This window comes from Kitasatospora sp. NPDC058478 (assembly GCF_042720345.1).
Classification (GTDB): Bacteria; Actinomycetota; Actinomycetes; order Streptomycetales; family Streptomycetaceae; genus Kitasatospora.
The window spans coordinates 38,349-62,763 of sequence record NZ_JBHXML010000023.1 but is presented as its reverse complement, the minus strand read 5'-3'; the positions used below and the strand labels follow the sequence as shown (position 1 = coordinate 62,763).

General features: G+C 76.3%; 21 protein-coding genes. 12 read left to right on the top strand and 9 right to left on the bottom strand.

Going from position 1 to position 24,415, the window contains the following annotated elements; genetic code table 11:
* Positions 1-64: 64 nt before the first annotated feature.
* The 3 genes from ACFWPT_RS15145 to ACFWPT_RS15135 all read right to left on the bottom strand — a co-directional run bounded on the left by ACFWPT_RS15145 (position 65) and on the right by ACFWPT_RS15135 (position 2,363).
* Complete coding sequence (locus tag ACFWPT_RS15145) at positions 65-1,522, bottom strand: RNB domain-containing ribonuclease (protein WP_380337517.1); 1,458 nt, start codon at positions 1,520-1,522, stop codon at positions 65-67.
* Positions 1,523-1,644: 122 nt separating this feature from the next.
* Positions 1,645-2,016 (bottom strand): type II toxin-antitoxin system death-on-curing family toxin, encoded by a 372-nt coding sequence (locus tag ACFWPT_RS15140; RefSeq protein WP_063347370.1) that lies wholly within the window; start codon positions 2,014-2,016, stop codon positions 1,645-1,647.
* Positions 2,013-2,363 carry a hypothetical protein gene (locus tag ACFWPT_RS15135; RefSeq protein WP_380370566.1) on the bottom strand — a complete coding sequence of 117 codons (351 nt, stop codon included), beginning with the start codon at positions 2,361-2,363 and terminating at the stop codon, positions 2,013-2,015. The genes ACFWPT_RS15140 and ACFWPT_RS15135 overlap by 4 nt, the downstream gene beginning before the upstream one ends.
* Before the next feature lie 142 nt (positions 2,364-2,505).
* Between ACFWPT_RS15135 and ACFWPT_RS15130 the strand changes: the two genes are divergently transcribed.
* Positions 2,506-2,946, top strand: coding sequence for a DUF3995 domain-containing protein (locus ACFWPT_RS15130; protein WP_380482126.1), 441 nt, complete (start codon positions 2,506-2,508; stop codon positions 2,944-2,946).
* Positions 2,947-3,063: 117 nt separating this feature from the next.
* On the top strand, positions 3,064-3,849 hold the full coding sequence (yaaA, locus tag ACFWPT_RS15125) for a peroxide stress protein YaaA (RefSeq protein WP_363628563.1): 786 nt from the start codon (positions 3,064-3,066) through the stop codon (positions 3,847-3,849).
* 50 nt (positions 3,850-3,899) lie between these two features.
* On the opposite strand, the gene ACFWPT_RS15120 is transcribed toward yaaA, so the two are convergent.
* Genes ACFWPT_RS15120 through ACFWPT_RS15110 form a run of 3 tightly spaced genes read right to left on the bottom strand, consistent with a single transcriptional unit; the run spans position 3,900 to position 6,644 of the window.
* Positions 3,900-5,036, bottom strand: a complete 1,137-nt coding sequence (locus ACFWPT_RS15120; RefSeq protein WP_063347373.1) for a bifunctional RNase H/acid phosphatase — start codon at positions 5,034-5,036, stop codon at positions 3,900-3,902.
* A 4-nt stretch (positions 5,037-5,040) separates the two neighbouring features.
* Positions 5,041-5,784, bottom strand: coding sequence for a zinc ribbon domain-containing protein (locus tag ACFWPT_RS15115; protein WP_063347374.1), 744 nt, complete (start codon positions 5,782-5,784; stop codon positions 5,041-5,043).
* Positions 5,785-5,807: 23 nt separating this feature from the next.
* Positions 5,808-6,644, bottom strand: a complete 837-nt coding sequence (locus ACFWPT_RS15110; protein WP_380482124.1) for a Nif3-like dinuclear metal center hexameric protein — start codon at positions 6,642-6,644, stop codon at positions 5,808-5,810.
* 636 nt (positions 6,645-7,280) lie between these two features.
* On the opposite strand from ACFWPT_RS15110, the gene ACFWPT_RS15105 reads away from it, so the two are divergent.
* The 6 genes from ACFWPT_RS15105 to ACFWPT_RS15080 all read left to right on the top strand — a co-directional run bounded on the left by ACFWPT_RS15105 (position 7,281) and on the right by ACFWPT_RS15080 (position 16,877).
* A complete protein-coding gene (locus ACFWPT_RS15105) occupies positions 7,281-10,508 on the top strand; it encodes a lanthionine synthetase LanC family protein (RefSeq protein ID WP_380482122.1) in 3,228 nt (1,075 codons plus the stop codon).
* Positions 10,505-12,502: an alpha/beta hydrolase family protein gene (locus ACFWPT_RS15100; protein WP_380482120.1), complete on the top strand. Its 1,998-nt coding sequence runs from the start codon at positions 10,505-10,507 to the stop codon at positions 12,500-12,502. Before ACFWPT_RS15105 ends, ACFWPT_RS15100 begins: the two co-directional genes overlap by 4 nt.
* A gap of 221 nt (positions 12,503-12,723) precedes the next feature.
* On the top strand, positions 12,724-12,867 hold the full coding sequence (locus tag ACFWPT_RS15095) for a VenA family class IV lanthipeptide (RefSeq protein ID WP_159398410.1): 144 nt from the start codon (positions 12,724-12,726) through the stop codon (positions 12,865-12,867).
* Between the two features lie 127 nt (positions 12,868-12,994).
* Positions 12,995-14,650 (top strand): ATP-binding cassette domain-containing protein, encoded by a 1,656-nt coding sequence (locus ACFWPT_RS15090; protein ID WP_380482118.1) that lies wholly within the window; start codon positions 12,995-12,997, stop codon positions 14,648-14,650.
* Positions 14,650-16,536 (top strand): ATP-binding cassette domain-containing protein, encoded by a 1,887-nt coding sequence (locus ACFWPT_RS15085; protein ID WP_380482116.1) that lies wholly within the window; start codon positions 14,650-14,652, stop codon positions 16,534-16,536. Before ACFWPT_RS15090 ends, ACFWPT_RS15085 begins: the two co-directional genes overlap by 1 nt.
* 167 nt (positions 16,537-16,703) lie before the next feature.
* A complete protein-coding gene (locus ACFWPT_RS15080; RefSeq protein WP_380370544.1) occupies positions 16,704-16,877 on the top strand; it encodes a hypothetical protein in 174 nt (57 codons plus the stop codon).
* A 149-nt stretch (positions 16,878-17,026) separates the two neighbouring features.
* Here ACFWPT_RS15080 and ACFWPT_RS15075 read toward each other — a convergent pair whose 3' ends face one another.
* The gene (locus ACFWPT_RS15075; protein ID WP_380370542.1) at positions 17,027-18,118 is read right to left on the bottom strand and encodes an alcohol dehydrogenase catalytic domain-containing protein; all 1,092 of its coding nucleotides are present in this window, start codon (positions 18,116-18,118) and stop codon (positions 17,027-17,029) included.
* A gap of 176 nt (positions 18,119-18,294) precedes the next feature.
* Here ACFWPT_RS15075 and ACFWPT_RS15070 point away from each other — a divergent pair, with 176 nt between their 5' ends.
* From ACFWPT_RS15070 to ACFWPT_RS15055, 4 genes are all read left to right on the top strand, one after another.
* The gene (locus ACFWPT_RS15070) at positions 18,295-18,951 is read left to right on the top strand and encodes a class I SAM-dependent methyltransferase (RefSeq protein ID WP_380370540.1); all 657 of its coding nucleotides are present in this window, start codon (positions 18,295-18,297) and stop codon (positions 18,949-18,951) included.
* Between the two features lie 177 nt (positions 18,952-19,128).
* Positions 19,129-20,292 carry a hypothetical protein gene (locus ACFWPT_RS15065; RefSeq protein WP_380482114.1) on the top strand — a complete coding sequence of 388 codons (1,164 nt, stop codon included), beginning with the start codon at positions 19,129-19,131 and terminating at the stop codon, positions 20,290-20,292.
* Between the two features lie 7 nt (positions 20,293-20,299).
* Complete coding sequence (locus ACFWPT_RS15060; protein WP_380482112.1) at positions 20,300-21,277, top strand: N-acetylmuramoyl-L-alanine amidase; 978 nt, start codon at positions 20,300-20,302, stop codon at positions 21,275-21,277.
* 195 nt (positions 21,278-21,472) lie between these two features.
* Entirely contained in the window at positions 21,473-22,393 is a 921-nt protein-coding gene (locus ACFWPT_RS15055) for a hypothetical protein (RefSeq protein ID WP_380337482.1), read from the top strand.
* 148 nt (positions 22,394-22,541) lie between these two features.
* Here the strand turns inward: ACFWPT_RS15055 and ACFWPT_RS15050 are convergent, their stop codons facing one another.
* Together ACFWPT_RS15050 and ACFWPT_RS15045 are read right to left on the bottom strand one after the other, a co-directional pair.
* Complete coding sequence (locus ACFWPT_RS15050) at positions 22,542-23,603, bottom strand: hypothetical protein (protein WP_063347384.1); 1,062 nt, start codon at positions 23,601-23,603, stop codon at positions 22,542-22,544.
* Complete coding sequence (locus ACFWPT_RS15045; RefSeq protein WP_363372252.1) at positions 23,600-24,349, bottom strand: methyltransferase domain-containing protein; 750 nt, start codon at positions 24,347-24,349, stop codon at positions 23,600-23,602. The genes ACFWPT_RS15050 and ACFWPT_RS15045 overlap by 4 nt, the downstream gene beginning before the upstream one ends.
* Positions 24,350-24,415: the final 66 nt, after the last annotated feature.

Below are 24,415 nucleotides of genomic sequence, written 5' to 3'. Positions count from 1 at the left end.
GTGTGACGGACCGTCCGGGTGGCGGCGCCGGGCGGGCGCCGGGGGCGTGTGGAAGCGGTGGGGGTCAGACGGCGGCGAAGCGGACGGTGCGGGTGAGCGGGTCGGCCTGCGTCAGCCGGACCCGGATCAGCCCGCCGAGCGGCAGCACCGCCCCGGGATCGGCGCCGTCGCAGCGGGCCCGGACGGCGGGCCGGCGCAGCTGCACCGTGCCGGCCGCGGGCCGCCGCTCGTCCACGTCGATCACCACGGCGGTGAAGTCCTCGCCCTCCCGGCCGGCCAGCAGTTCCGCCTCCACCAGGTCCACGCAGGCCCGTTCGACCTCGGCCGCGCGGCGGTCCCCGCTCGCCATCAGGCCCGGCACGGCGGGCAGCGCCTCGCGCGCCCAGTCCGGCACCTCCTCCCCCGCCGCCACAGCCGCGCACACCTCCTGCGCGAAGCGGTCGCCGAGCCGGCGCAGCGGCGCGGTGCAGTGCGCGTACGGCGCGGCGAGCGCGGCGTGGCCCGGGTCGGCCGGGGCGGGCAGGCCCCGGGACTCGTCGAAGGCGTGGTAGCCGGCGCCGCGCAGCAGGCCGGTGCACGCGTTGAGGAAGGCGGCGTCCATCGGCGCGTCCGGGTCCAGGGAGCGGATCAGCTCCGGGTACGGGAGCGCCTGCGGCCAGTCCACGTCCAGCGCGGCGGCGATCCGGCGCAGCCGCTCGTACGCGGCGGCGGGCGCGGCGGGCAGGGTGCGCAGCAGGCCGACGCCCGCGTCGAGCATCAGGTCGGCCGCGGCCAGGCCGGTGAGCAGCGAGATCTGCGCGTTCCAGCCGTCGGCGGGGCCGGGCGCGCGGTAGCCGAGGACGTAGCCGTGCAGGGTCTCCTCGACCTCCTGCTCGGGCACCGGGAGGCTGATCCCGCCCCGCGCGCGCTCCTGCTCCTCGCGCAGCCGGCCGACGGTGGCGAGCAGGGCGAGCTGTTCGTCGGCGCCGCCGAGGTCCACCGCGCGCTGGACGGCCGCGTAGTCGAGGCGGCGGTGCGAGCGGACCAGGGCGCGGCGCAGGTCGGCGAGCACCACGGCGCCGTCGGCGTCCAGGTCCAGCTGCCAGAGCAGGGCGGGCCGGGGCTCGCCGGGCAGCAGGCTGGCGGCGTCCTCGGAGATCCGGGCGGGGTGCAGCGGGACGCGGTGGTCCGGGAAGTACAGGGTCTCGACCCGGCGGCGGGCCTCGGCGTCGATGGCGCCGCCCGGGCGGACGAAGGCGGCGACGTCCGCGATGGCGTAGTACACCCGGTAGCCGCCGCCGGGGCGGTGGAGCAGGTGCATGGCCTGGTCGAGGTCGCGCGAGCCGGGCGGGTCGACGGTGAACAGCGGCAGGTCGGTGGCGTCGTGCTCGGGCAGCCGGGGGCGCTCGGCCGCCTCCTCCGCCTCGGCCAGCACCGGCTCCGGCCACTCGGTGTGGATCTCCAGGCGGGCGCGGAGTTCGGTCAGTTCGGTGTTGATCCGGGCGGAGTCGGCGGCCTTGACGCGCAGTTTTCGGCGAGGCATGCAGGCAGCGTAGGGCGAATCGGGTGATTCCGGACGGATCACCCCGCCGGACGCGCCGGGCGGCCGGTGCTGCCGGTGCTGCCGGTGCTGCCGGTACCACTGGGCGGCCGGTGCTGGTGGGCTCAGCGCCCCAGCAGCGACTTCAGGTCCTTGCCCGCGAGCACGACGGCGTCGTCGTAGCCGCCGGTGGCCAGCCGGAGCATGAAGGCCACCGCGTCGTCCGGGTGCGGGTCGGTGTACGGCTCGCCGTTGTAGTCCAGGAACAGCAGCATCGCCTCGAAGGCGGTGCGCTTGTTCCGGTCGATCAGCGGGTGGTTGCGGGACAGGCTCTGGCCGAGGGCGGCGGCCTTGGTCCACGGGTCCGGGTAGGCGTCCCCGCCGAACAGGCTCGCCTGCGGGCGGGCGATCGCCGAGAGCAGGCCGCCGAGGTCCCGGATGTTCTCCGGGCCGCCGGCCAGGTAGGTGACGTCCTCCAGGTCCAGGTACTCGGTCACAGGTCCTTGAGCCTCTCCAGCGTCTCCGCGTTGGCGGCACGGATCCGGGCGACCATGGCGGCCCGGCGCTCGGACCGGCTCTGCCGGCCGGGCTCCTGCGACTGATCGGTGAGCGCGTCCGGCACCTCGGACTGGCGGACCTCGAAGGCCAGCTCGGCGGTGTCCGACCCGGCCGGGGCCTCGGTCACCCGCACCCGCCCGGCCATCACGGCCTCGGCGGCGGCCCGCACCGCGAACTCCAGGGCCTGCCGGGTCTCCGCCGGCAGGCCGGCGGGCAGGCGCACGGACAGGGACTCCTCCACGGCGTCGTCGTCGCCGGGCACCAGGTCCAGGGGTCGCAGGGTCATCTCGCTCACTCTCCTCGCTGCTCACCGTAGTGGCGAACGCCGGGCGGCCCCACCGGATTTCCAACCCCCGGGCGGGGTGGGGTCCGGGTGTGAGCACTCGTAGGCTGGGGTCAAGTGGTCGTTCACGAAGGGGGTTCGGGCAATGGGTGCGGTGAAGGTGACCGGGGCGGCGGTGTCGGGGGTGTTGGCGGCGACGGGGGCGCTGCACGCGGTGTGGGCGGTGACGCCGTGGCCGCTGCGGACGCCGGAGGAGTTCGCGGACACCGTGGTCGGCGCGGGCGACGGACCACCGTCCCCGGCAGCCTGCGTCGCGGTGGCGGGGCTGCTCGGGACGGCCGCGTACCTGGTGGGGGCGGAGGCCGGGGTGCTGCCGTCGGTGGGGCCGCGGCGGCTGCGGCGGGCCGGGGTGCGGGCGGTGGCCGGGGTGATGCTGGCGCGCGGCGCCGGCGGCCTGGTGCTGTTCGGGAGGGCCGTCGAGCGCTCGGAGCGGTTCAAGCGGCTGGACACCCGGTACTACTCGCCGCTCTGCCTGGCGCTGGCGGCCGGAACGGCCGTGGTCGCGGGGGCCGGCGGCGCCGAGTAGCCGCGACCGGGGCAACCGTCTCGGGGCGGACGGACGGGCCGGGCGGGCCGCCCGGGGCAGGCCGGTTTTGCGTAGGGTGGCGGGGTTCATCCGCCACAGAGTGTTGAGGAGTCCGCTGTGCTGGTGCTGTTGCCGCCTTCGGAGGGCAAGGCCGCATCCGGGGACGGGGTGCCGGTGGCGCTCGACCGGCTGTCGCTGCCCGGGCTGACGGCCGCGCGCGGCGAGGTGCTGGACGCGCTGGTCGGTCTCTGCCGGGGTGACGAGGACACCGCCGCGGAGGTGCTGGGGCTCAGCCCCGGGCTGCGCGGCGAGATCGCCCGCAACGCCGGGCTGCCGGCGGCGGGTGCCCGTCCGGCGGGCGAGGTGTACACCGGGGTGCTGTTCGACAACCTGGGTCTGGCCACGCTGGACGCGGCCGCGTACGGCCGGGCCGAGCGGTCGCTGCTGGTCTTCTCCGGTCTGTGGGGCGCCGTGCGGATCTCCGACCGGATCCCGCCCTACCGCTGCTCGATGGGCGTGAAACTGCCCGGCCCGGGGGCGCTCGGCGCGTACTGGCGGGGCGCGATGGCGTCCGTGCTGCCGGAGGTGGCGGACGGGCTGGTGCTGGACCTGCGCAGTTCGGCGTACGCGGCGGCGTGGAAGCCGGCCGGCGAGGTGGCCTCCCGGACGGCGACCGTCCGGGTGCTCCAGGAGCGCAACGGCAAGCGCACGGTCGTCAGCCACTTCAACAAGGCGACCAAGGGGCGCCTGGTGCGGGACCTGCTGGTCGCGGGGATCGAGCCGAAGACACCGGGCGAGCTGCTGGACGCGTTGCGGGGCCTGGGGCACCGGGTGGAGCTCGCCGCCGAAGGCACGGCGCGCAAGCCGTGGCAGCTGGACGTGGTGGTCACCGAGGTGCACTGAGCCCGCTCCGGGGGGGCGGTCCCCGGAGCCAGGCGTTCAGCCCCGGGTGTTCAGCGCAGGTGCGAGGTGTCGTTGAGCAGCCGCAGCGAGGCGTTGCCGTCCGCGTAGTACTGGACGGCGCAGAACGAGGCGGCGGACAGCTCCATCCGGTACAGCGCGTCCGGCGGGGCGCCGAGCGCCAGCCGGACCAGCGTCTTGATCGGGCTGACGTGGGAGACCACCAGCACGGTCCTGCCGGGGTGCCGGGCGATGATCTTGTCCCGGGCGACGCCGGCCCGGTGGGTGAGCGTGGTGAAGCTCTCCGTGCTGCCGGTGGGCTTGGCCTTCGCCGAACCGAGCCAGGCCGCCAGGTCCTCCGGGTGTCGCTCCTGCACCTCGGCGAAGGTCAGGCCCTCCCAGTCGCCGAAGTCGACCTCGCGCAGCCCGTCCTCGTACCGGACCTCCAGGCCGAGCCGGGCGGCGACGATCTCGGCGGTCTCCCGGGTGCGGCGCATCGGCGAGGCCACCACGGCCTGGATGCTGCCGCGGGCGGCCAGTTCCTCGGCGGCCCGCGCGGCCTGCCAGCGGCCCTTGTCGGACAGTTCCGGGTCGCTGCCGCCGCTGCCGGAGAAGCGCTTCTGCGGGGTCAGCGCGGTCTCGCCGTGGCGGAGCAGGACGAAGGTGGTCGGGGTGCCGAGGTCGGCGGGGGCGGCCCAGCCCGCCTTGGGGGCGGCGGTCTCCAGCGGCGGCTCGTCCACCACCGCGGCGGCCCGCGGCCTGGGCTCCCACTGGCGGCCGGCCTTGCCCGCGTCCATCGCCTCGTTGGCGAGCCGGTCGGCGTCCTTGTTCCGCTCGCGCGGGATCCAGGTGTACGTCACCCGGGCGCGCGGGAGGATCGTGCGGGCCTCGGCGGCGAGCGGCTGCATGTCGGGGTGCTTGATCTTCCAGCGCCCGGACATCTGCTCGACGACCAGCTTGGAGTCCATCCGGACGTCCACCGAGGCGTCCGGGTCGAGCTCCCGGGCCGCCTTGAGGCCGGCGATCAGGCCCTTGTACTCGGCCACGTTGTTGGTGGCGTGGCCGATGAACTCGGCGGCCTCGGCGATGATCTGCCCGGTGTCGCCGTCCCGGACCACCGCGCCGTAGCCGGCCGGCCCCGGGTTGCCCCGGGACCCGCCGTCCGCCTCGACGATGAAGCGAGCCGCCACCGGGTCAGGCGCCCGAATCGGCGGTGCGGACCAGGATCCGCGAGCAGTTCTCGCAGCGGACCACCTTGTCGGCCGGCTCGGCCTTGATGGCGTTGAACTCGGTGATGGAGAACTCGGTGCGGCAGCCCTCGCAGCGGCGCTGGTAGAGGCGGGCCGCGCCGACGCCGCCCTGCGTCTGGCGCAGCTTGGTGTAGACCTTCAGCAGGTCGGCGGGGACGACGGCGGCGACGGTCTCGCGGTCCCGCTTGACCTTGTCGGCCTCGGTGTCGATCTCGGCGAAGGCGGCGTCCCGGCGGGTCTCGGCCTCGGTGAGGACGACGGTGGAGTGCTGCAGGCGCGCGGTCAGCTCGGTGACCCGGGTCTGGGCGCTCTCCAGCCGCTCCATGACCTCCAGCACGATCTCCTCCAGGTCGCCCTGGCGCTTGGCCAGCGAGCCGATCTCGTGCTGGAGGTTCTCCAGGTCCCTCGGCGAGGTGATCGCGCCGGAGTCCAGGCGCTGCTGGTTGCGGGCGGACCGGGCGCGGACCTGCTCCACGTCCTGCTCGGCCTTGGTCAGCTCACGCGTGGTGTCGCCCTGCTGGGCCTCGGCGGCGACCACCAGGTCCTTGAGCGCGGTGTGGTCGGCGGAGGCCTTCTCGATCTCGGCGTGCTCGGGCAGGCTCCGGCGCCGGTGGGCCAGCTGGTCGAGCTTCGAGTCGAAGGCCTGGAGGTCGAGCAGGCGGATCTGGTCGGCGGGCGCGGCGTTCAAGGGGAAGGCTCCTGTGAATCGGGTCAGGCGGTGAAGGACATGGGGGCGTGCGCGGTCCACGGGTCGGTGACCCGGTGGGAGACCTTGGTCTCCACGGCCCAGCCGCGCCGGTCGGCGGCGGTGTGCAGGGCCCGCTCGGCCAGGGCGAGCCAGGGCCACTCGGTGGCCCAGTGCGCGGCGTCGACCAGGGCGACCGGCGCCGCCTCGGCGGCCTCGGACGCGGGGTGGTGGCGCAGGTCGGCGGTGAGGTAGGCGTCCACCCCGGCCGCCCGCACCTCGGCGAGGAAGCTGTCGCCCGAGCCGCCGCACACCGCGACCCGGCTCACCAGCCGGTCCGGGTCGCCGGAGACCCGGACGCCCGTGGCGGTGGCCGGCAGGCCCTCGGCCACCTGCGCGGCGAAGGCCGACAGGGGCAGCGGGGGCTCCAGCAGGCCGATGCGGCCGGTGCCGCGGCGGCCCAGCGGGTCGGTCGGATCCGGCACCAGCGGGCCGGTCACCCGCAGGCCCACCGCCTCGGCGAGCGCGTCCGAGACGCCGGGGTCGGCGTGGTCGGCGTTGGTGTGCGCGACGTGCAGGGCGATGCCGTTGCTGATCAGCGTGTGTACGACCCGGCCCTTGAAGGTGGTCGCGGCGACGCTGGTGGTGCCGCGCAGATAGAGGGGGTGGTGGGTGACCACCAGGTCGGCGCCCCACTCGACGGCCTCGTCGACGACCGTCTGCACGGGGTCGACGGCGAACAGCACGCGGCCGACCTCGGCCTGGGGGTCTCCGCAGACCAGGCCGACGGCGTCCCAGGCCTCCGCCCACTGCGGCGGGTAGACCTCTTCGAGCGCGGTGATGACGTCGGACAGTTTCGGCACCTGTCGAGACTACCGTGCGCGCGGGGGCGGTCGGGCCTCGGCCGTTCGGCGACCTGGGCGGCGGCAGCGGGGCGGCCGGTGCAGCGGGGATGCGGCGGCGGCGCGGTGGCGGCGCGGTTCGGACACGGGTGCCGATGGCGTACGGACGCGCGTCAATCTGCGGTGGGGGCGCCCGGGAGGGGCCGGCGCCGGTCGCACGCGCCCGCGCGCCCGGCGCCCACTGCTCACACGGGAGCCCTCGCACGAATTCGAAACCGCTTCCTGATCACCCTTACGAGTGAAGTGACCGGCTCTACGTTGAGCCACTCCCGCCTCGAAAGTAACTTCAGTCCTGCGAACGGGAGTTGCCCCGACAGTTGCCCCGACCGGGGGTCGGGAAGGCGCTCCGCCGGACACGGGCCCTGGCGAGACCGGGCCCGGGGCGGGCACGGCCGGGGCTCCTGCCCCAGGCGCGGCACCGCCGCACCAGGGCGGTGCGCCGCACCGGGGCGGCACGCCACACCGAGGCGGCACTCCCGTTCAGGGGCGGCACTCCCGCTCCTTCCGAGGAAACCGATCAGGCCGGGCCGCACGCCCGGGTGCCGGAGCAGGTGGGCACCCGCGGGCGGCGGACGAGACGAAGGGATGTGGTGGCGAATGGCGGCGGGCACATCGCTGCGTACGGCCGGGGGCGGGGAATCGGCGGGCCACGGGCCGGATGCGGCCGGACCGTGGCCGGAGACGACGCGGGCGGCGCTGGCGGAGGCCGGCGGCCGGGGAGGCGGCGGCGACTGGGAGGTCACCGCCGGGGGCTTCTGGTGCACGGCCAGGCCGCCCGCGTCGGTTCCACTCCCGGAGCAGGGCTGGAAGCTCCACGTCAGCGCGGCCTCGGCGGCGGGCGAAGCAGTGCTCGCGGCCGTCGTACGGGCTCTCGCCGACGACCCGTGCCCGTTCAAGTTCGCCGCCGGGGAGCAGCGGCTGCGCGAACTCAACTCCCGTAACAGCGATCGGGGTTCGGCGGGAAAGTTCATTACCGTCTACCCGGCCGACGACGCCCAGTTCCGGCGGCTGGCCGCCGGACTCGACCGGGCCACCGCCGGACTGCCCGGGCCCGTCGTACTCTCCGACCGCCCCTACCGGCCCGGCAGCCTGGTCCACTACCGGTACGGCGCCTTCGCGGCCCGCGCCGAGCTCGGCCACGACGGGGAGTACCGGTCCGTCCTGCACGGGCCGGACGGCGAACGGGCCGAGGACGTGCGCGGCGCCTCCTACCGGGCGCCGACCTGGGCCAGCGACCCGCTGGAGACCGGTGCGGCCCGGCCGGGGCCGAAACGCGGCGCGGGCGTGCTGCTCGCCGAGCGGTACGCGATCACCGCCGCCGTACGGCACAGCACCAAGGGCGGGGTCTTCCTCGGCCGGGAGGCCGCGAGCGGCGCCGAGGTCGTGGTCAAGCAGGCCCGCGCACACATCGAGATCGACCGGGCCGGCACCGACGCCCGCGACGCCCTGCGGCACGAGGCCGCCCTGCTGACCCGGCTGGACGGGCAGGGCCTGGCACCCCGCCCGATCGAACTGATCGAACGGGACGACTCCGTCTTCCTCGTGCAGGAACGAATCGCCGGACAGCCGCTCGGCGCGTGGGTCGCCGCCCGGCTGCGGCGCGACGGCAGCCCCGACGTCGACTGGGCCGACGCCGGACCGGTCGCGCACGCCCTCCTCGACCTCGTCGAACGGGTGCACGCCCAAGGACTCGTCCTGCGCGACCTCTCCCCCGGCAACGTGATGGTCCGCCCCGACGGCCGCCTCCGGCTCGTCGACCTCGAACTCGCCGCCGAAACCGGCCGCCCCGCCGGCTCCGCCGGCACCCCCGGCTACCGCGCCCCCGAACAGGGGCCCGGCCGGCTCGGCCTCGTCCACGACGGCACCTGCGTCGCCGACCCGGCCGTCGACCTGTACGCCCTCGGCGGCCTGCTCTTCCTCCTCGCCACCGGCCACGACCCGCTGCTCCCGGACGACCTGCCCCGGGCCCGCCCGGTCACCGAGCGCCTCGGCCGCTGGCTCGCCCTCGCCGCCCGCACCGGCACCACCGCCCGCCGCCTCGCCCCCGCCGTCCTCGGCCTCCGGGCCGAACAGCCGGGGCAGCGCTGGAGCCTCGCCCAGGTCAGGGCAGAACTCGCGGGCGAAGCCACTGCGGACGCCCGGCGCGGCGATGACACACGCCCAGGTGGGGCTCCCGGTGCCGCGCACGAGCATGAGACCACCGCCGCCGTCACCCCTCTGTGGCAGGCCCCGAACCGGCGGACCGCGCACACCCGGCACCCCGACGGCCCGCATGCCGCCGGCCCGACCGGCGACGCCGCCACCGCACCCCCGCAGCGAGCCGCCGACGGCAGTGCCGCGCCCGCCAGGGCCGGTGCCATGCGGGCCGCCGCCGCTCCGCCGTGGCGCGCTGCGGCCCACCGGGCCACGCCCGCCGAGCACTCCGCCGACGCCCACGACGACCGTTCCACGACCGACCCGGCCGCCGCGACCGCCACGACCGGCGGCCCCCGGGCTGCCGTCCGACCCGACGGCGCCGCTGCGGACGCAACCTGCCGCGCGTCGGCCGGCCTCCTCGACCGGATGCTGTGCGACGGCCTGCGGCAACTGGCCGTCACGGCCACGCCGCTGCGGCGGGACCGGTTGTGGCCGGTCGTGCCCGCCGGGGAGCGGACGGATCCGTGCAATGTGCAGCACGGCGCCGCCGGGGTGCTGGCGGTGCTGGCGCGGGCGGTGGCGGCGGAGGGCCTGCCGGGCGAGGTGCGCGCGGAGGCCGCGCGGACGGCACGGACGGCCGCCGGGTGGATCGAACAGCGCCTGGCCGCCGAGCCGGCGGTGCTGCCCGGGCTGCACTTCGGGCGGTCGGGGACGGCCTGGGCGCTGCTGGACGCCGCCCGGGCGTTGGGCGACGACGCGCTGGCCGTTCGGGCCGCCGCGCTCGCCCGGCGGATCCCCGTCGAGTGGCCCAACCCCGACGTCTGCCACGGCGCGGCCGGCTCCGGGTTCACCCAACTCCGCTTTGCGGCCGAAGGCTTCACCGCCGAAGCCGCCGGTGACCCGGCCTTCCTCGACCGCGCCGCCCACTGCGGCCACGCCCTGCTCGCCGCCGCCCGGCACGAGCCGTACGGGCGGGTGTGGCCGGTGCCGGCGGACTTCGACTCGGCGCTCGCCGGGATCACCCACCTCGGCTTCGCGCACGGCGTGGCCGGTGTGGGCGCCTTCCTGCTGGCCGCCGCCGAGGCGACCGGCGACCGCGACCTGCTCGCCGGCGCCGTCGAGGCCGGGCACACACTCGCCGCGACCGTCCGCTGGGACGCGCCGCGCGAGAGCGCCTGGTGGCCGCAGAGCGCGGACGATCCGGACCGCGTCAGGCTGGCGCACTGGTGCAGCGGCTCGTCCGGCGTGGGCACCTTCCTGCTGCGGCTCTGGCGGGCCACCGGCGACGCCACCGCGCACGGGCTGGCGCTGGCCGCCGGGCGGGCCGTACTGGCCGGGCGCTGGCACGGCGGGGTGAGCGCCTGCCACGGCCTGGCCGGCGACGGCGAGTACCTGCTCGACCTCGCCGAGGCCGCCGATGTCGCCGATGTCGCCGACGGGCAGGAATTCCGTTCCGGCGCCGAGGAGTTGGCGCAGCTGATCGCTGCCCGGTCGGCGCTGCGGGGCGGCCTGCTGGTGCTGCCGGACGAGACCGGGACGGGCTGCGCGGCCGGCTACGGCACCGGCGCGGCGGGAGCGTTGGCCTTCCTGCTGCGGCTGCGGCACGGCGGCCCCCGGCTCTGGGTGGATCCGGTGCCGCCCGCCGTACGCCGGTCCCAGGGTGCGGCAAGCGGGGTGAGCGGGGCATGAACGTGGCCACCCGGACCGTCGCGCAGGCGCTGCGCCGACTGAGTTTCACCTTCGCCGCCGACGGCGGTCACGCCGCCTGCCTCGCCTCGGCCGCCGACGGCGGCTGGTACGTGGAGAGTTGGCGGCTGCCGTCGGACGGCGGGCCGGCCACTCCGCTCGCGTTGCCGCTGCCCGGCAACCGGTCGGAGAGCCTGCGTTCGCAACTGGTCGCGCTGCCGGACGGCTCGGTGCTGGTCTGCCGGCACGACGGCGAGCGGCACGACCTGGTCCGCCTCTCGTACGGCGAGAACGGCGCCGTGGAACAGCAGGTGGCCACGATCCGGATGCCCGGGCTGCGGCTGCTGCCGATCCCGACGCCCCCCGGGGCCGGTCCTCGGACGCCGGTGGCGCTCGCCCTCGGGACGGACACCCGCCCGGCGACCACCGCCTGGCTGGTGCGGACGGACGGCAGCGAGCCCGAACGGGTCGCCGAGATCCCGGGGTTGCACGGCGGCGGCGCCTGGCTGGACCACGCCGGGGCGCTGCTGGCGCTGGACCGGGTGAACGCGGGGCTCGTCCGCACCGTGGTGCTGGACCTGCGCAGCGGCACGACCACCCCGCTGCTGGAGATCGGCGAGCGCAGCAACGACCGGCTGGTGCTGTTCGACCCGGACAGCCGGTTCGCGATGGTGCGCAGCGACGCACCGGGCACCGACCGGCTCGGCTGGGGCGTGCTGGGCGGCGGCGAACCGCTGCGGTTCCCGGAGTGCCTGCACGTCGCGGGCATGTTCCTGCGGCCGGTCGCGCTGCGGCGGACGGCGGACGGCCCGCAGGTGGCGGTGCAGGTCGACCACGGCGCCGGCTCCGCGCTCGCCCTGTGGCGGGCCGCCGCCGGCCGGCTGGACCAGCTGCCGGTACCGCCCGGCCGGCTCGGCGCGGTCGGCCACTGGGGCGGGGCGGCGCTGCGGCTCCCGCACTCCTCGCCCGACCACCCGGCGGCGCTGGCCGCCCTGGACGTGGACGCGCTGCTGGCACACGGCCCGGCGAAGCCCGGGTCCGGCCCGATGCCGATGCCGCTGCCACTGCAACTGGCGCCGCTGGGCTCCGGCCTGCCCGGCCCGTGGCGGGACACCGTGCTGCCCTGGCAGCCCGGCGGTCCGCGCACCCCCCGCACCCCGCCGCCGGGTTGGCGGGTGGACGGCAGCACCGCACCCGGGGACGGCGGCCGCTGGCAGCCCGCGCAGAGCCTCGAACTCGCCGGTCCTGCCGGGCCGTTGGAGGCCGTGGTGTACGGCGGGGACACCTGGCTGAGCAGCCCGCACCTGGTGCTGGCGCTGCACGGGGGCCCGGCGGACGCCTGGCGGCTGGAGTTCGACCCGGCCCTTCAGCGGATGGCCGCCGAGGGCCTGGCCGTGATCGCACCGAACCAGCGCGGCTCCACCGGCTACGGGGTGGCGCACGCGATGGCCATCCGAGGCGCCTGGGGCGGGCCCGACCTGGACGACGTGCTGTACCTGCTGGACGGCATCGCCGGCCAGCGCGCGGCACTCGGGCTGGAGCCGCCGGCCCTGTTCGGGGTCAGCTACGGCGCGTTCCTGGCGCTGCTGGCGGCCGCGCACGCGCCGGCCGAGCAGGTGTCCCGCTGCGCGGTGGTCGCGCCGTTCCTGTCCGGCGCCCGGCTGCTGGCCGAAGCGGCGGCCCCCGTACGGGCGTTGACCACCCGGCTGGCCGGCGACGAGCCGATCACCGACGCCCGTGGCCCGCGCGACGTCCTCCAGCTGGCGCACCGGCTGAGCGCCCCGCTGCTGGTGGTGCACGGCAACCGGGACGAGGTCGTGCCGGTGAGCCAGTCCCGTTCGCTGCGGCACGAGTTGCTGCGGATCGGCCGGGTCGAGGGCGCGGACTTCCGGTACGTCGAGGCGGCCGGATCGGGCCACGAGGTGCTCGCCGAGGAGGGCGCGGCCGTGCTGCACGAGCTGCTGGCCGCCTTCCTGCGGACCGGCCGACCGGGCTGACCGGAGCCCCGACACCTCGGTACGTCGACACCTCGACTCCTCGACTCCTCAGGACGTCGGCACCTCGACATCTCAGAACGTCGACACCTCACCACACAGACTCCCGGGCCCGACGCGGCCCGGGGCACCACCCCGGCGCGGCGGACCGAGCCGCCCGGGGGCGACACCCGATGCCCGCAGGCAGATCGCGGCGGGCGTAGTTCCAGGGGAGGAACCCGATCATGGAGAACATGGTGGACTTCGAGACCGACCTCGCGGCGCTGCAGGACCTGCCGGAGACCGAGTCCGTCGAGCTGACCGGCCACGGCGCCGGCTGCCAGTACACCTGTCTCATCCTCACCTGCCTGATCTTCACCAACAGCTGATCCAGGCGGTGAGCCGTGGGTGCCGTCCCCGCCTGTCCGGACAGGCGGGGACGGCACCGTCCGTTTCCCTGCACGTGCCCGCCCGCCCCCCTACCCAACGTTCTGACGTTCCGACGGGAGCTCCGACTTGCCCCGCTGCCCCACCGGCTGGACCCTCGCACTCGGCATCGCCCTGCCGGTCGAGGCCGCCACCACGCTCGCCCTGCCCGCCGCGCTCGCCGCGGCCGTCGACGCCGCCCTCGGCCACCGGCCCGGGCCCGGCGCCTTCGTACGGCTCGCCCTCGTCCTGGGCGTGGCCGCCGCGGCCAATGCCACCGCCGCCGCGGCCGGCCCGGCCTGCTCCGCCGAGGCCACCGCCGCCCTGCGCGGGCGTCTCGTCCGCCACCTGCTCGCCCTCGGACCCGGCGGCCGGCTCCGCCACGGACCACCGCCCGGCGACCTCGCCGCCCGCCTGCTGGGCTCGGCCGGCGACGCGGGCGGCCGACTGCCCGCCGTCCTCGGCGCGGCCACGGCGCTGCTCACCTCGGCGGGCGCGATCGTCGGGCTCGGGCTGCTGTCGCCGTGGCTGGCGCTCGCCTTCTTCGCGGGCGTCGTCCCCGGCGTGGTGCTGATCCGGCTCTTCCTGCGCGAGGCCGGGCCGGTGTTCGCCCGCTACCAGGAGGTCCAGGCCGACCTTGCCGCCCGGCTCAGCGGCGCCCTCACCGGGCTGCGCAGCATCCGCGCCGCCGGTGCCGAACAGCGCGAGGCGGCAAGGGTGTTGGCGCCGCTGCCGGGCCTGTCCGCCGCCGGGCACGCGCTCTGGGCGGCGCAGCGGCGCACCGCCTGGCAGGCCACCCTGCTGATCGCAGTGGTCGAGGTCGCGGTGCTCGCCACCGCCGGGACCCTCCTCGCCGACGACACCCTGGCCCCCGGGGCGCTCGCCGCCGCGGCCGGCTGGGCTGCCCTCGGCGCCGGGCTCTTCGAGCAGGTCGAGGCGCTGGTCGCGGTGGCGCACGCCCGCGCCGGGCAGGCCCGGGCCGACGAACTGCTGGCCGTCCGCCCGGCCGACCCCGGCCTGGCGGCCCTCCCCGTCGGCGGCTACGGGGAGGTCGTCCTGCGCGGCGTGGTGGTGCGCGACGGCGACCGGGTGCTGCTCGGCCCGCTCGATCTGACGATCCCCGGCGGCCGCACGGTCGCGCTGGTGGGGCGCTCCGGCTCCGGCAAGTCGCTGCTGGCCGCGCTGCCCGGGCGGCTGCTCGACCCCGACGAGGGCGCCGTACTGATCGACGGTGTCCCGGTGGACGCGCTGGCCCCGTCCGAACTGCGGCACGCGGTCGGCTACGCCTTCGCCCGGCCCGCCCTGGTCGGCCGTACGGTCCGCGACGCGCTGGCCGGCGCCGGCCCAGCCGAGGCGGCGACCGCCCGCGCGGACGGCTTCCTCCAGCGGCTGCCCCGGGGCTGGGACACCCCCCTCGACGAACTCCGGCTCTCCGGCGGCGAACTGCAACGCCTCGGCCTGGCCCGACTCCTGGCCCGACCCGCCCGGGTCGTCGTCCTCGACGACGCCACCTCGGGCCTGGACCTCGCCACCGAGTACCAGGTCAGCGAGGCCCTCGACCGCGCCACCCTCGGCCGCACCCGGCTGGTGGTCGCCCACCGCGCCGGGGTCGCCGCCCGCGCCGACCTCGTCGCCTGGCTCGACGCCGGCCGCCTGCGCGCCCTCGCCCCGCACACCACCCTCCTCGCCGACCCCGACTACCGCGCCGCCCTGTCGGACACCGCCCTCCAGACGGCCTCCGCCTGATGGCCCGCCACCGCGCCCCGTCCGACGGCGGCGCGGGAAGTCGGCGCCGCCGACTTCCCGTGCACCCAGCCACCCCGGCACCACCCGGCCCGAGACGTCGGCGCCGGCCCGGCGCGGGCCGACCGCCCGGCACCGGAAGTCGGCGGCGCCGACTTCCCGCGTCCGCCTCCCCCGGATGGGCGCTGCTGTTCCGGCAACTGGCCGTCACGCGCGGGCCGCTGCTCCGCCTGCTCGGCTGGTCCGGGGTGGAGGCGCTGCCGCCGCTGCTGTCCGGGCTGTTCGTCTCGGCCGCCGTCGACCAGGGGTTCCTGGCCGGGCGGCCGGGGGCCGGGGTGGCCTGGCTGGCCGGGTTCGGCGCCGCGATGGCCGTCCGGGCCTACGCGGCGCGGGCCGGGTTCCCGCACCTGGCGGGGGTGGTGGAGCCGTTACGGGACGCCCTGGTCGAGCGGGTGGTCCACAGCGCGCTCGCCCGACCGTCGGCGGATCCGGCCGAGGTCGCCCGGCTCACCGAACAGGTGGAGTCCGCACGGCAGTTGACCGCCACCCTGCTGCGCACCCTGCGCGGCGTCGGGGTCACCCTGGTCGCCGCCCTGGCCGGCCTGGCGCTGCTGGCGCCCGCCGTCCTGCCGCTGGTCCTGCTGCCGCTGCTCGCCGCCGGGTTCCTCTTCTTCCGTCTGCTGCGCCCGCTGGTGGCGCGGCGGAGGGCGGTCGTGCTCGCCGAGGAGCGGCTGGCTGCCGAGGCGGGGCGGGCGCTGCACGGGTTGCGCGACGTGCAGGCCACGGGCACCCGGGAGCAGGTCGCCGAGGCGCTGACCGGGGCCGCCCGGGCGAGCGCCGCCGCCGCCCGCGCCCTGGGCCGGGCTTCGGCCCTGCGCGCGCTGGTCGTGGCCCTCGGCGGTCGGCTGCCCGTCCTGGCCGTTCTCGCCGCCGCGCCGTGGCTGCTCGCCCGCGAGGCCCTGACCCCCGGCGAACTGCTCGGCGTCGCGACCTATCTGCTGCAGCAACTCGACCCGGCGGTCAGGACGTTGGCGGGGACGGTCGGCGGCTGGCTGCTCAACCTCGCCGTCGTCCTGGACCGCCTGGCCGCCACCACGATCGACCCCCCGGCGGACGCCGCCCCCAGCACGCTGCCCGGGAGAGCCCCGGGGCAGGAGCCGGAGGTGCGGGTGAGCGGGTTGGGGTTCGGGCACGGCGGGGCCGGGGCGCCGGTGCTGGAGGGCCTGGAGTTCGGGTTCGGGCCCGGGGAGCACGTGGCCGTGGTGGGGGTGAGCGGGGCGGGGAAGTCGACGCTGGCGGCCCTGCTGGCCGGGGTGCTGGCGCCGACGGGCGGGGCCGTGTCGGTGGGCGGGGTGCGGCCGGACGGGCTGGCGGGGGCGGCGCGGGCGCGGCTGGTGGCGCTGGTGCCGCAGGAGGCGTACGTGTTTCCGGGGCCGGTGCGGTCCAACCTGACCTGGCTCTCCCCGGAGGTCACGGAGGAGCAACTCGCCCGTGCCGTCCGCGTGCTGGGGGCCGATCGGCTGGTCGCGCGGCTGGGCGGCCCGGAGGCCGTCCTGCGCGATCCGGGCGTGTTGTCGGGCGGGGAGCGGCAGTTGCTCGCGCTGGTGCGGACGTATCTGTCGCCGGCGCCGGTCGTGGTGCTGGACGAGGCGACCTGCCACCTGGACCCTCGTACGGAGGAGCGGGTCGAGCGGGCGTTCGCCGCCCGGCCCGGGACTCTCGTCGTCGTCGCGCACCGGATCAGCTCGGCCCTGCGCGCGGACCGGGTGCTGCTGCTGGACGGCGGGCGGGGGGTGCTCGCCCGGCACGGCGATCTTCAGGTGCTGTCCCCGCTGTACCGCGAGTTGGTCGGTCACTGGCTGGGTTCGACGGCAGGTCGCGCGTCATGATCTCGATAGGATCTCGTCCGTTCCGGCCGTTATGGTGGCCGGGGCACGGGCCGCGATCACCGGCTGTGGCGCGTACCGAGCGCCCGATCGGGGACCCGACCGCGCGCCGCCAAGCGCCGGCCGGGCGCCGATGACCTGCACCCTCCGCACGGAAAAGACGATTTCTGATGTCCGACACCCTCACCGACACCACCGGACCCACGGCCAACGGGACCGACGCCGACGAGAGCACCGCCTGGGACACCTCGTCGCACGGCCGGCACCGGGGCCGGTCCGCCGCCGACGACAAGCCCGAGGCCGACCCGCACGGCCGGCACCGCGCCGCGGCGGACCGGGGCTGAGCACACCCGCACCGGGAGGGCCCGTCGGGGGGAGCACCCCCCCGGCGGGCCCTCGTCGCGTCCTGGGTTCGGGGTCCCGGGTCCTGGGTCCTGGGTTCGGGGTCCTGGGTTCGGGGTCCCGGGTCCTGGGTTCGGGGAGGGCGCGCGGCTCAGCGCCCCAGCGTCACGACCGTCCGCAGCGCCTCGCCGCTGCGCATCTGGGCGATCGCCTCGTTGACGTCCGACAGGTCGACGCGGTGGCTGATCATGCCGTCGAGGTCGATCCGCCCGGCCCGCCACAGGTCGACGACCAGGGCGATGGTGCGGGCCACCGGCGCCCCGCCGTAGAGCGAGGGCAGCAGGCGCTTCTCGTTGAAGAACAGCTCGCCCATGGTGAACTGCGCGAGGTCGTCCTGCGCGCCGGCGCCGATCACCACGACCGCGCCGCCGCGCCGGGCCGCGTCGTAGCCGGCCCGGACGGTGGCGGACCGGCCGACGGCCTCGAAGACGTAGTCGAAGCCGCCGCCGGGCAGGCCCTTCGCCGCCGCCTTGAGGTCCTCGGGGGCGATCGCCTCGGTCGCACCGAAGGCCAGTGCCCGCTCGCGGCGCGAGACGACCGGGTCGACGACGGTGATCCGGGCGGCGCCGCAGACCCGGGCGCCCTGCACGGCGGCGACCCCGACCCCGCCCGCGCCGATCACCGCGACGGAGGCGCCGGGTTCGACCCGGGCGGTGTTGACGGCGGCGCCGACGCCCGTGGTCACCCCGCAGCCGATCAGCGCGGCGGCCTCGTACGGCAGGTCGGCGGGCACCTTGATGACGGCGTCCGCGGCGACCACGACCTCCTCGGCGAACGCCCCGGTGCCGTAGAACCCGGAGGCCTCGACCGCCGCGCCGCCGTCCTCGAAGCGGAAGCCGGGCGCGCCGAGCCGCCGCAGGCTGGCGATGCACAGGTGGCCGCGGCCCCGCTCGCAGTGCGCGCAGCGGCCGCAGGGCGCCATCCAGCAGAGCACCACGCGGTCGCCGGGGGCGAGGCCGGTCACGCCCTCACCGACCTCCACGACCTCCCCGGCCCCCTCGTGCCCGGGGACGAACGGCGCGGGCTGCGGCAGGACGCCGCTCATCGCCGAGAGGTCGGAGTGGCAGAGGCTGGCGGCGCGCATCCGGACCCGTACGGCGCCCGGCCCGAAGCCGACGGCCGTCACGTCCTCCCGGACGTCGAGGGTCTCCTGGCCGGTCTTGTGCAGGACGGCTGCGCGCATGGGGCTGCTCCCGGTGTGCCTCGTGTGCTCGGTTTCCACGGTCGGGCCCGATTCTGACACGGGCGACCCGACCCGACTAGAACACGTTCCAGGGCCGCTGTGGTCCGCCCCTCTACCGTCGAGTAGGGTCCGGGTCGAACGCGTTCGCGCACGTCCCGAGCCCGAGGAGCACCGTCATGTCCGACCTGCTGGAGAGTGTCCGCCCGGCGGCCGAGGTGCTGGCGGCGTTCGAGGCGGCCACCGGGTTCATGCCGGTGGACGAGGGGCTGGCGCTGTACGCGGCGGCGGTGACGGCGGCGCGGCGCACCGGGCTGCCGCTGCTGGAGATCGGCACCTACTGCGGCCGCTCGGCGGTCCTGCTGGCGGCGGCCGCCCGGGAGGCCGGGACGACCGCGCTGACGGTGGACCACCACCGCGGCTCGGAGGAGCAGCAGCCCGGCTGGGAGTACCACGACCCGACGCTGGTGGACCCGGAGGTGGGGCTGATGGACACCCTGCCGCGGTTCCGCCGGACGCTGCACGCCGCCGGGCTGGAGGAGCACGTGGTGGCCCTGGTGGGCCGCTCGCCGCGGATCGCGGCGCTGTGGGGGCGTCCGCTGGCCCTGGTGTTCATCGACGGCGGGCACACCGACGAGCACGCGACCGGCGACTACGAGGGCTGGGCCCCGCACCTGGCGCCGGACGGGCTGCTGGTGGTGCACGACGTGTTCCCGGACCCGGCGGACGGCGGCCAGGCCCCGTACCGGGTGTACCTGCGGGCGCTGGCCGAGGGCTTCGAGGAGGTCTCGGTGACGGGCTCGCTGCGCGTCCTGCGCCGGACCGCCGCGAGCTAGCCGCCCACCGCCCGGTCCGGTCCGCCGGCCGATCCGCCGAGCGGCCCCACAGCCCTGCACGGATGCTCTAACGTCGTGCCGGAGCTGTCGGGCGGAGGTTCGAACGGTACGGTGTCCGCGCAGCACCAGGCAGAGCATCGGCGGACGGTGGGGGCTAACGGTGGGGGCTAGCGGCACATGACGGACCAGCACAACACCGCTCCGGCAGTCTGGGACCCCACCGCGCGCGGCGGCGCGGGCGGCTGGGTGCGCGGCCCGCAGCGACCCGCCGAGCCCACCCCGGCGCAGCCGAACCCGGCGCAGCCCGCCCCCGCTCAGCCCGCCGCCGGCGCCGTCGGGGACCAGGGCCCGCCGCTGGGCGCCCGCCCGTACCTGGCCGCCCCGCAGCCGCCGTCCGTGCCGCCGCCGGCGCCGTTCCCCTCCCGCGCGTCCGCGCAGACCCCGGGCCCCGGCTACGTGTCCGGCGAGGCCCCCGGCCCCGGCTACGTGTACCCGCCGCAGCCGCCCGCCGGCCCGCAGCAGCCCCCGTACGTCCCGTACCAGGGACAGCCCGACTACCCCGCCGCCTACCCCGCCGACCACCCCGTCGGCTACGAGGACCTGGACGACGAGGACCGCCCGAGCAACCGGAAGGCGCCGCTGCTGATCGGCTTCGCGCTGCTCCTGGTGGTGGCGGTCGGCGGCGGCCTGCTGGTGGCCGCCCGGAACAGCGGCGACAAGAAGGACCAGGCCTCGCCCGCCCCGCCGTCCGCCTCCGCGACGTCCACCGGGAACCCGTCGGCGGGCCCGGCGCCCACCGGTACGGACGCCGCGCCGAACGGCGCCACCGACCCGGCCTCGTCCGCCGCGGCGCCGTCCCCGACCGCGAGCGGTGCCGGCGCCAACGCCAAGACGCAGGCGCAGGCCCTGGACGGCCTGCTCACCGAGGGTGAGAGCGCGAAGGCCCCGATCGGCAGCGCAGTCGCCAAGGTGAGCAGCTGCCCGGCGAAGGCCGACATCGAGAGCGCGGCGCAGGTGTTCGACAACGGCGCCAAGCAGCGCGACGGACTGCTGCGCAAGCTCGCCGGGCTGAGCGCCTCCGACGTGCCGGGCGGCGCGGACGCGATGGCGTCGCTGAAGTCCGCCTGGCAGCTGTCGGCCGACATCGACCGGGCGTACGCGAACTGGGCGCGGGCGGTCGCCGGCCAGGGCTGCTCGGGCTCGGCCCCGAACACCGCCGACAAGAAGCGGGCCGACGAGCTCAACCCGCAGGCCACCCAGGCGAAGAAGGACTTCGCGGGCAAGTGGAAGCCGATCGCCGACACGTACGGCCTCACCCCGCGCACCCAGGACAGGATCTGATCCACCCGTGACCGGCCCGAACTCCCGCCCGCCCCGCCGTTCCACCCTGCTGCGCGCCACCACGGCGGTGGGCGCGGCCGTTCCGCTCTGCCTGGCGGGCTGGCTGGGCTGGCAGTCCCTCGGCCACTCCGCCGCGGTGGGCGGCACCGCCGCGCCGGCCACCTCCCCGGCCGGAACCGCCACACCGGGCACCGCCACACCGGAAGCCACCACCCCGGAAGCCACCGCACCGGGAACCACCACGCCGGGAACCCCCGCCCCAGCCCAGACGCCGAACACGCCCGCCCCGTCGGACACCCCGGTCTCCCCCACCGCGCTCACCGGCCGCACCATCCTGCTCGACCCCGGCCACAACCCCGGCAACTCCGCGCACACCGCCGAGATCAACCGCCTGGTCGACATCGGCAACTCCCGCAAGCAGTGCGACACCACCGGCACCGAGACCAACTCCGGCTACACCGAGGCCGAGTACGCCCTGGACGTCTCCCACCGGGCCCGCGCCATCCTGGCCGCCCGCGGCGCGACGGTGGTGCTGGCGCAGGACGGCGACCGCCCGTGGGGCCCCTGCATCGACGAGCGCGCCCGGGCCGGCGCCGACGCGCACGCCGACGTGGCGCTGTCGGTGCACGGGGACGGCGGTCCGGCGGGCGGCAGCGGGTTCCACGTGATCCTCCCGGCGAAGGTGGCGGCCGGGAAGGCGGACAACGCGGCGATCGTCGAGCCCTCGCGCCGGCTCGGCCTGCTGCTGCGCGAGCACTTCCGCGCCGCGACGGGCGAGCCGTACGCGGACTACACCGCGAGCGACGGCCTGGACACCCGCTCCGACCTGGGCGGCCTGAACCTGTCCACGGTGCCGAAGGTGTTCATCGAGTGCGGTAACATGCGCAACCCGGTGGACGCCAAACGGATGACGGATCCTCAGTGGCGGCAGCGGGCGGCCCAGGGGATCGCCGACGCGCTGACGGCGTATCTGACCACCCGGTAAGGGAGTTGGGCCGGGGCGGCGGACGGCGTGCGCGCCGCCCGGGTCGCGCCTTTGGCAACGACTTCGCCCCATTCCCGGTCCCGCCGTGCACCGGCGGTGCGGTTGGGCCTAGGCTTCTGGTCCGTTCGGGAGTTTCGGCCGGTCAGCCCGACCGCACGAACCGCCGTCCACGACACGTCAACGAGGGGAACGTTAGTGAATCTGCGCGCTCTCACCAGGGGAGACGCCGCCGTCGCCGGCGCGGCCGTCCTGCTCTTCATCGCCTCCTTCCTGCCCTACTGGACGGTGGACTGCACCGGCCGGTACTGCGGCGACACGTCGCAGAACGCGTGGAGCACCCAGTTGTTCCCCATCCTGCCGTCGATCTACCTGCTCGGCATCGCCGCCGCGGTGCTGATCCTGCTGCACCGCTTCCAGGGCGAGGCCGCGGCCGGGCGCCAGGTGCTCGGCCTGCGGCTGGACCAGTGGGGCATCGCCTTCGCCGTCGTCGCGCTGTGGACGGCGCTGTGGTCGCTGGGCGGCGGCCCGGCCGGCGGCAGCTTCGGGCACGGCTTCGGCGCCTGGCTCGGCCTCATCGCGCTGATCGTGCTGGCCGGTGCGGCCGCGGCCGCGCCGCTGGTGCCCGCGCTGAAGGCACCGCTGGTCGCCGACCGTCCGGCGGCCGTCCCCTACCAGGGCGGCTACCCGGCCCCGGGCCAGCCCGGCCAGCCGGCGCAGCCCGGCCAGTACGGCTACCCGGCCCCGGGCCAGGACCCGAACCAGGCCCCGGCGTACGGCGCCCAGCCGGGTGGCTACGGCTACCCGGCGGCCGGCCAGGCCCAGCCGGTGCAGGCCGGTCAGCCGCAGGACACGGCCGCCGCCCCGCAGCCCGTCCCGGCCGCGCAGCCGCAGCCGACCCCGGCCGCCCCGGCGGCCGACTTCGCACCGTTCTGGTTCGCCGTCCCGGCCCCGCGCTCGCTGGCGTCGAAGGACAACCCGGCGGGCGCCCCCGTCGGCGAGCTGGTGCCCGGCACCTGGTACCTGGCGGTCGAGCAGCGCGGCAGCGCGCTGGTCGCCCAGCTGCAGGACGGCACCGTCGGCCTGCTGGCCGACACCTCGGGCATCCAGCGCGGCTGACTCCCCCGCCAGTACGACGAAGGGGTGGGACCGGATCTCTCCGGCCCCACCCCTTCGCGTTGCCCGTACGGGCCTCAACCGTCGTACGGGCCTCAGCAGTCGTACGGGCCTCAGCCGTCCGTACCGGCATCGGCCACGGCTACGGGCCTCAGCAGCAGTCCTGGACCACCAGCCCGGCGGGCAGCTGCTCCCCGCCGAAGACCGCGACCGTCGCCGGGTCGCCGCCGAGCGCGGCGACCGCGAGCAGCAGTGCGCCGGCCGTCCAGGTGGTGCGCTCCTCCGGCCAGACGGCGTCGTCCTCGAAGACGTACCCGGTCCAGTAGGAGCCGTCCTCGTGCCGCAGGTGCTTCTGGATCCAGCGCAGGATCTCCACGGCGCGGTCGGAGCGGCCGATCGCCCAGAGCGCGAGGGCGAGTTCGGCGCTCTCGCCGCCGGTCACCCACGGGCGGTCGCTGACGCAGCGCACGCCGAGGCCGGGGACGACGAAGCGGTCCCAGTCCCGGTCGATCCGTTCCAGCGCCGCGTCGCCGCGCAGTCCGGTGCCGAGCACCGGGTAGTACCAGTCCATCGAGTAGCGGCCCTTGTCGAGGAACCGCTCGGGGTGGTGGGTGATGGCGTGCCCCAGCCGGCCGGCGGCGAGCTCCCAGTCGGGCTGCGGCTCCTCCAGGTACTCGGCGATGGCCAGCCCGCAGCGCAGCGCGTGCAGCATGCTGGACGAGCCGGTGAGCAGCGCCTCGTCGGTGGCGGTGCCGTCCTCGTCGAGGCGCCAGGCGATCGGGCCGCCGGGCAGCCGCTGGCCGACGATGAAGTCCAGGGCGCGCCGGACGACGGGCCAGATCCAGTCCAGGAAGGCGTCGTCGCCGGCGCTGAGGTGGTGGTGCCAGACGCCGACGGCCACGTAGGCGCAGAAGTTGGTCTCCTTGGCCCGGTCGGTGACGGCGCCGTCGGTGTAGGCGGCGTACCAGGAGCCGTCCGGGTTCTGGGTGGCGGCGAGCCAGCGGTAGGCGGCCTCGGCGGCGGCGTGCTCGCCGGCGGTGTCGAGGGCCATGGCGGCCTCGGTGTGGTCCCACGGGTCGAGGTGGTGGCCGGCGAACCAGGGTATGGCGCCGTCGGGGAGCTGTTCGGCCAGGATGCTGCGGACGGTGCCGGCGGCCTGCTCGGCGTCGAGCACCCCGTCGAGCAGCAGTGCCTCGGGGACGGCGGCGGTCATGCGTCCACGCGCCCGGGCTCGGTCCGCCGCGGCTTGGACGCGTAGGCGACGAAGCTCTTGCCGATGACCGGGTTGAGCGCCCGTTCGGCGGCCTTGGTGAGGGTGCTGATCACCGGGGTGCCGACGATGTCCCAGACCAGCAGCTGGTGGTAGGCCTTGACCGGCAGTGCCTTGTCGTTGTTCACGCCGACCGCGCACTTGATCCACCAGTACGGCGAGTGCAGCGCGTGCGCGTGGTGGGTGCCGTAGGGCTCCAGGCCGGCGTCCTTGAGCTTGCCGAGCAGTTCGTCGCCCCGGTAGATCCGGATGTGGCCGCCCTCGACCTCGTGGTACTCGTCGGACAGCGTCCAGCAGATCTTCTCGGGAAGCCAGCGCGGCACGGTGACGGCGAGCAGCCCGCCCGGCTTGAGCACCCGGAACATCTCGTTGAGCACGCCCTTGTCGTCCGGTATGTGCTCCATCACCTCGGAGATGATGATCTTGTCGAAGTAGTCGTCCTCGAACGGCAGCGCCAGCGCGTTGCCCTCCATCGCGACCGCCGACGCGCCCTCCGGGGCCTCGCCGGCCTGCTCCATCGCGGCGAACCACTTCTGGACCTCGGCGATCTCCTCGGCGTTCTGGTCGAGGGCGATCACGTTGGCGCCGCGGCGGTAGCACTCGAACGCGTGCCGGCCCCCGCCGCAGCCCAGGTCGAGCACCCGGTCGCCGGGGGCGAGCGGGAAGCGCGAGAAATCGACGGTCAGCACTGCAGGGCTCCCATTCCTTTTGCTACCAAGCGGACTTGACGCCGCGTCAGTTCGATCCGCTACCGC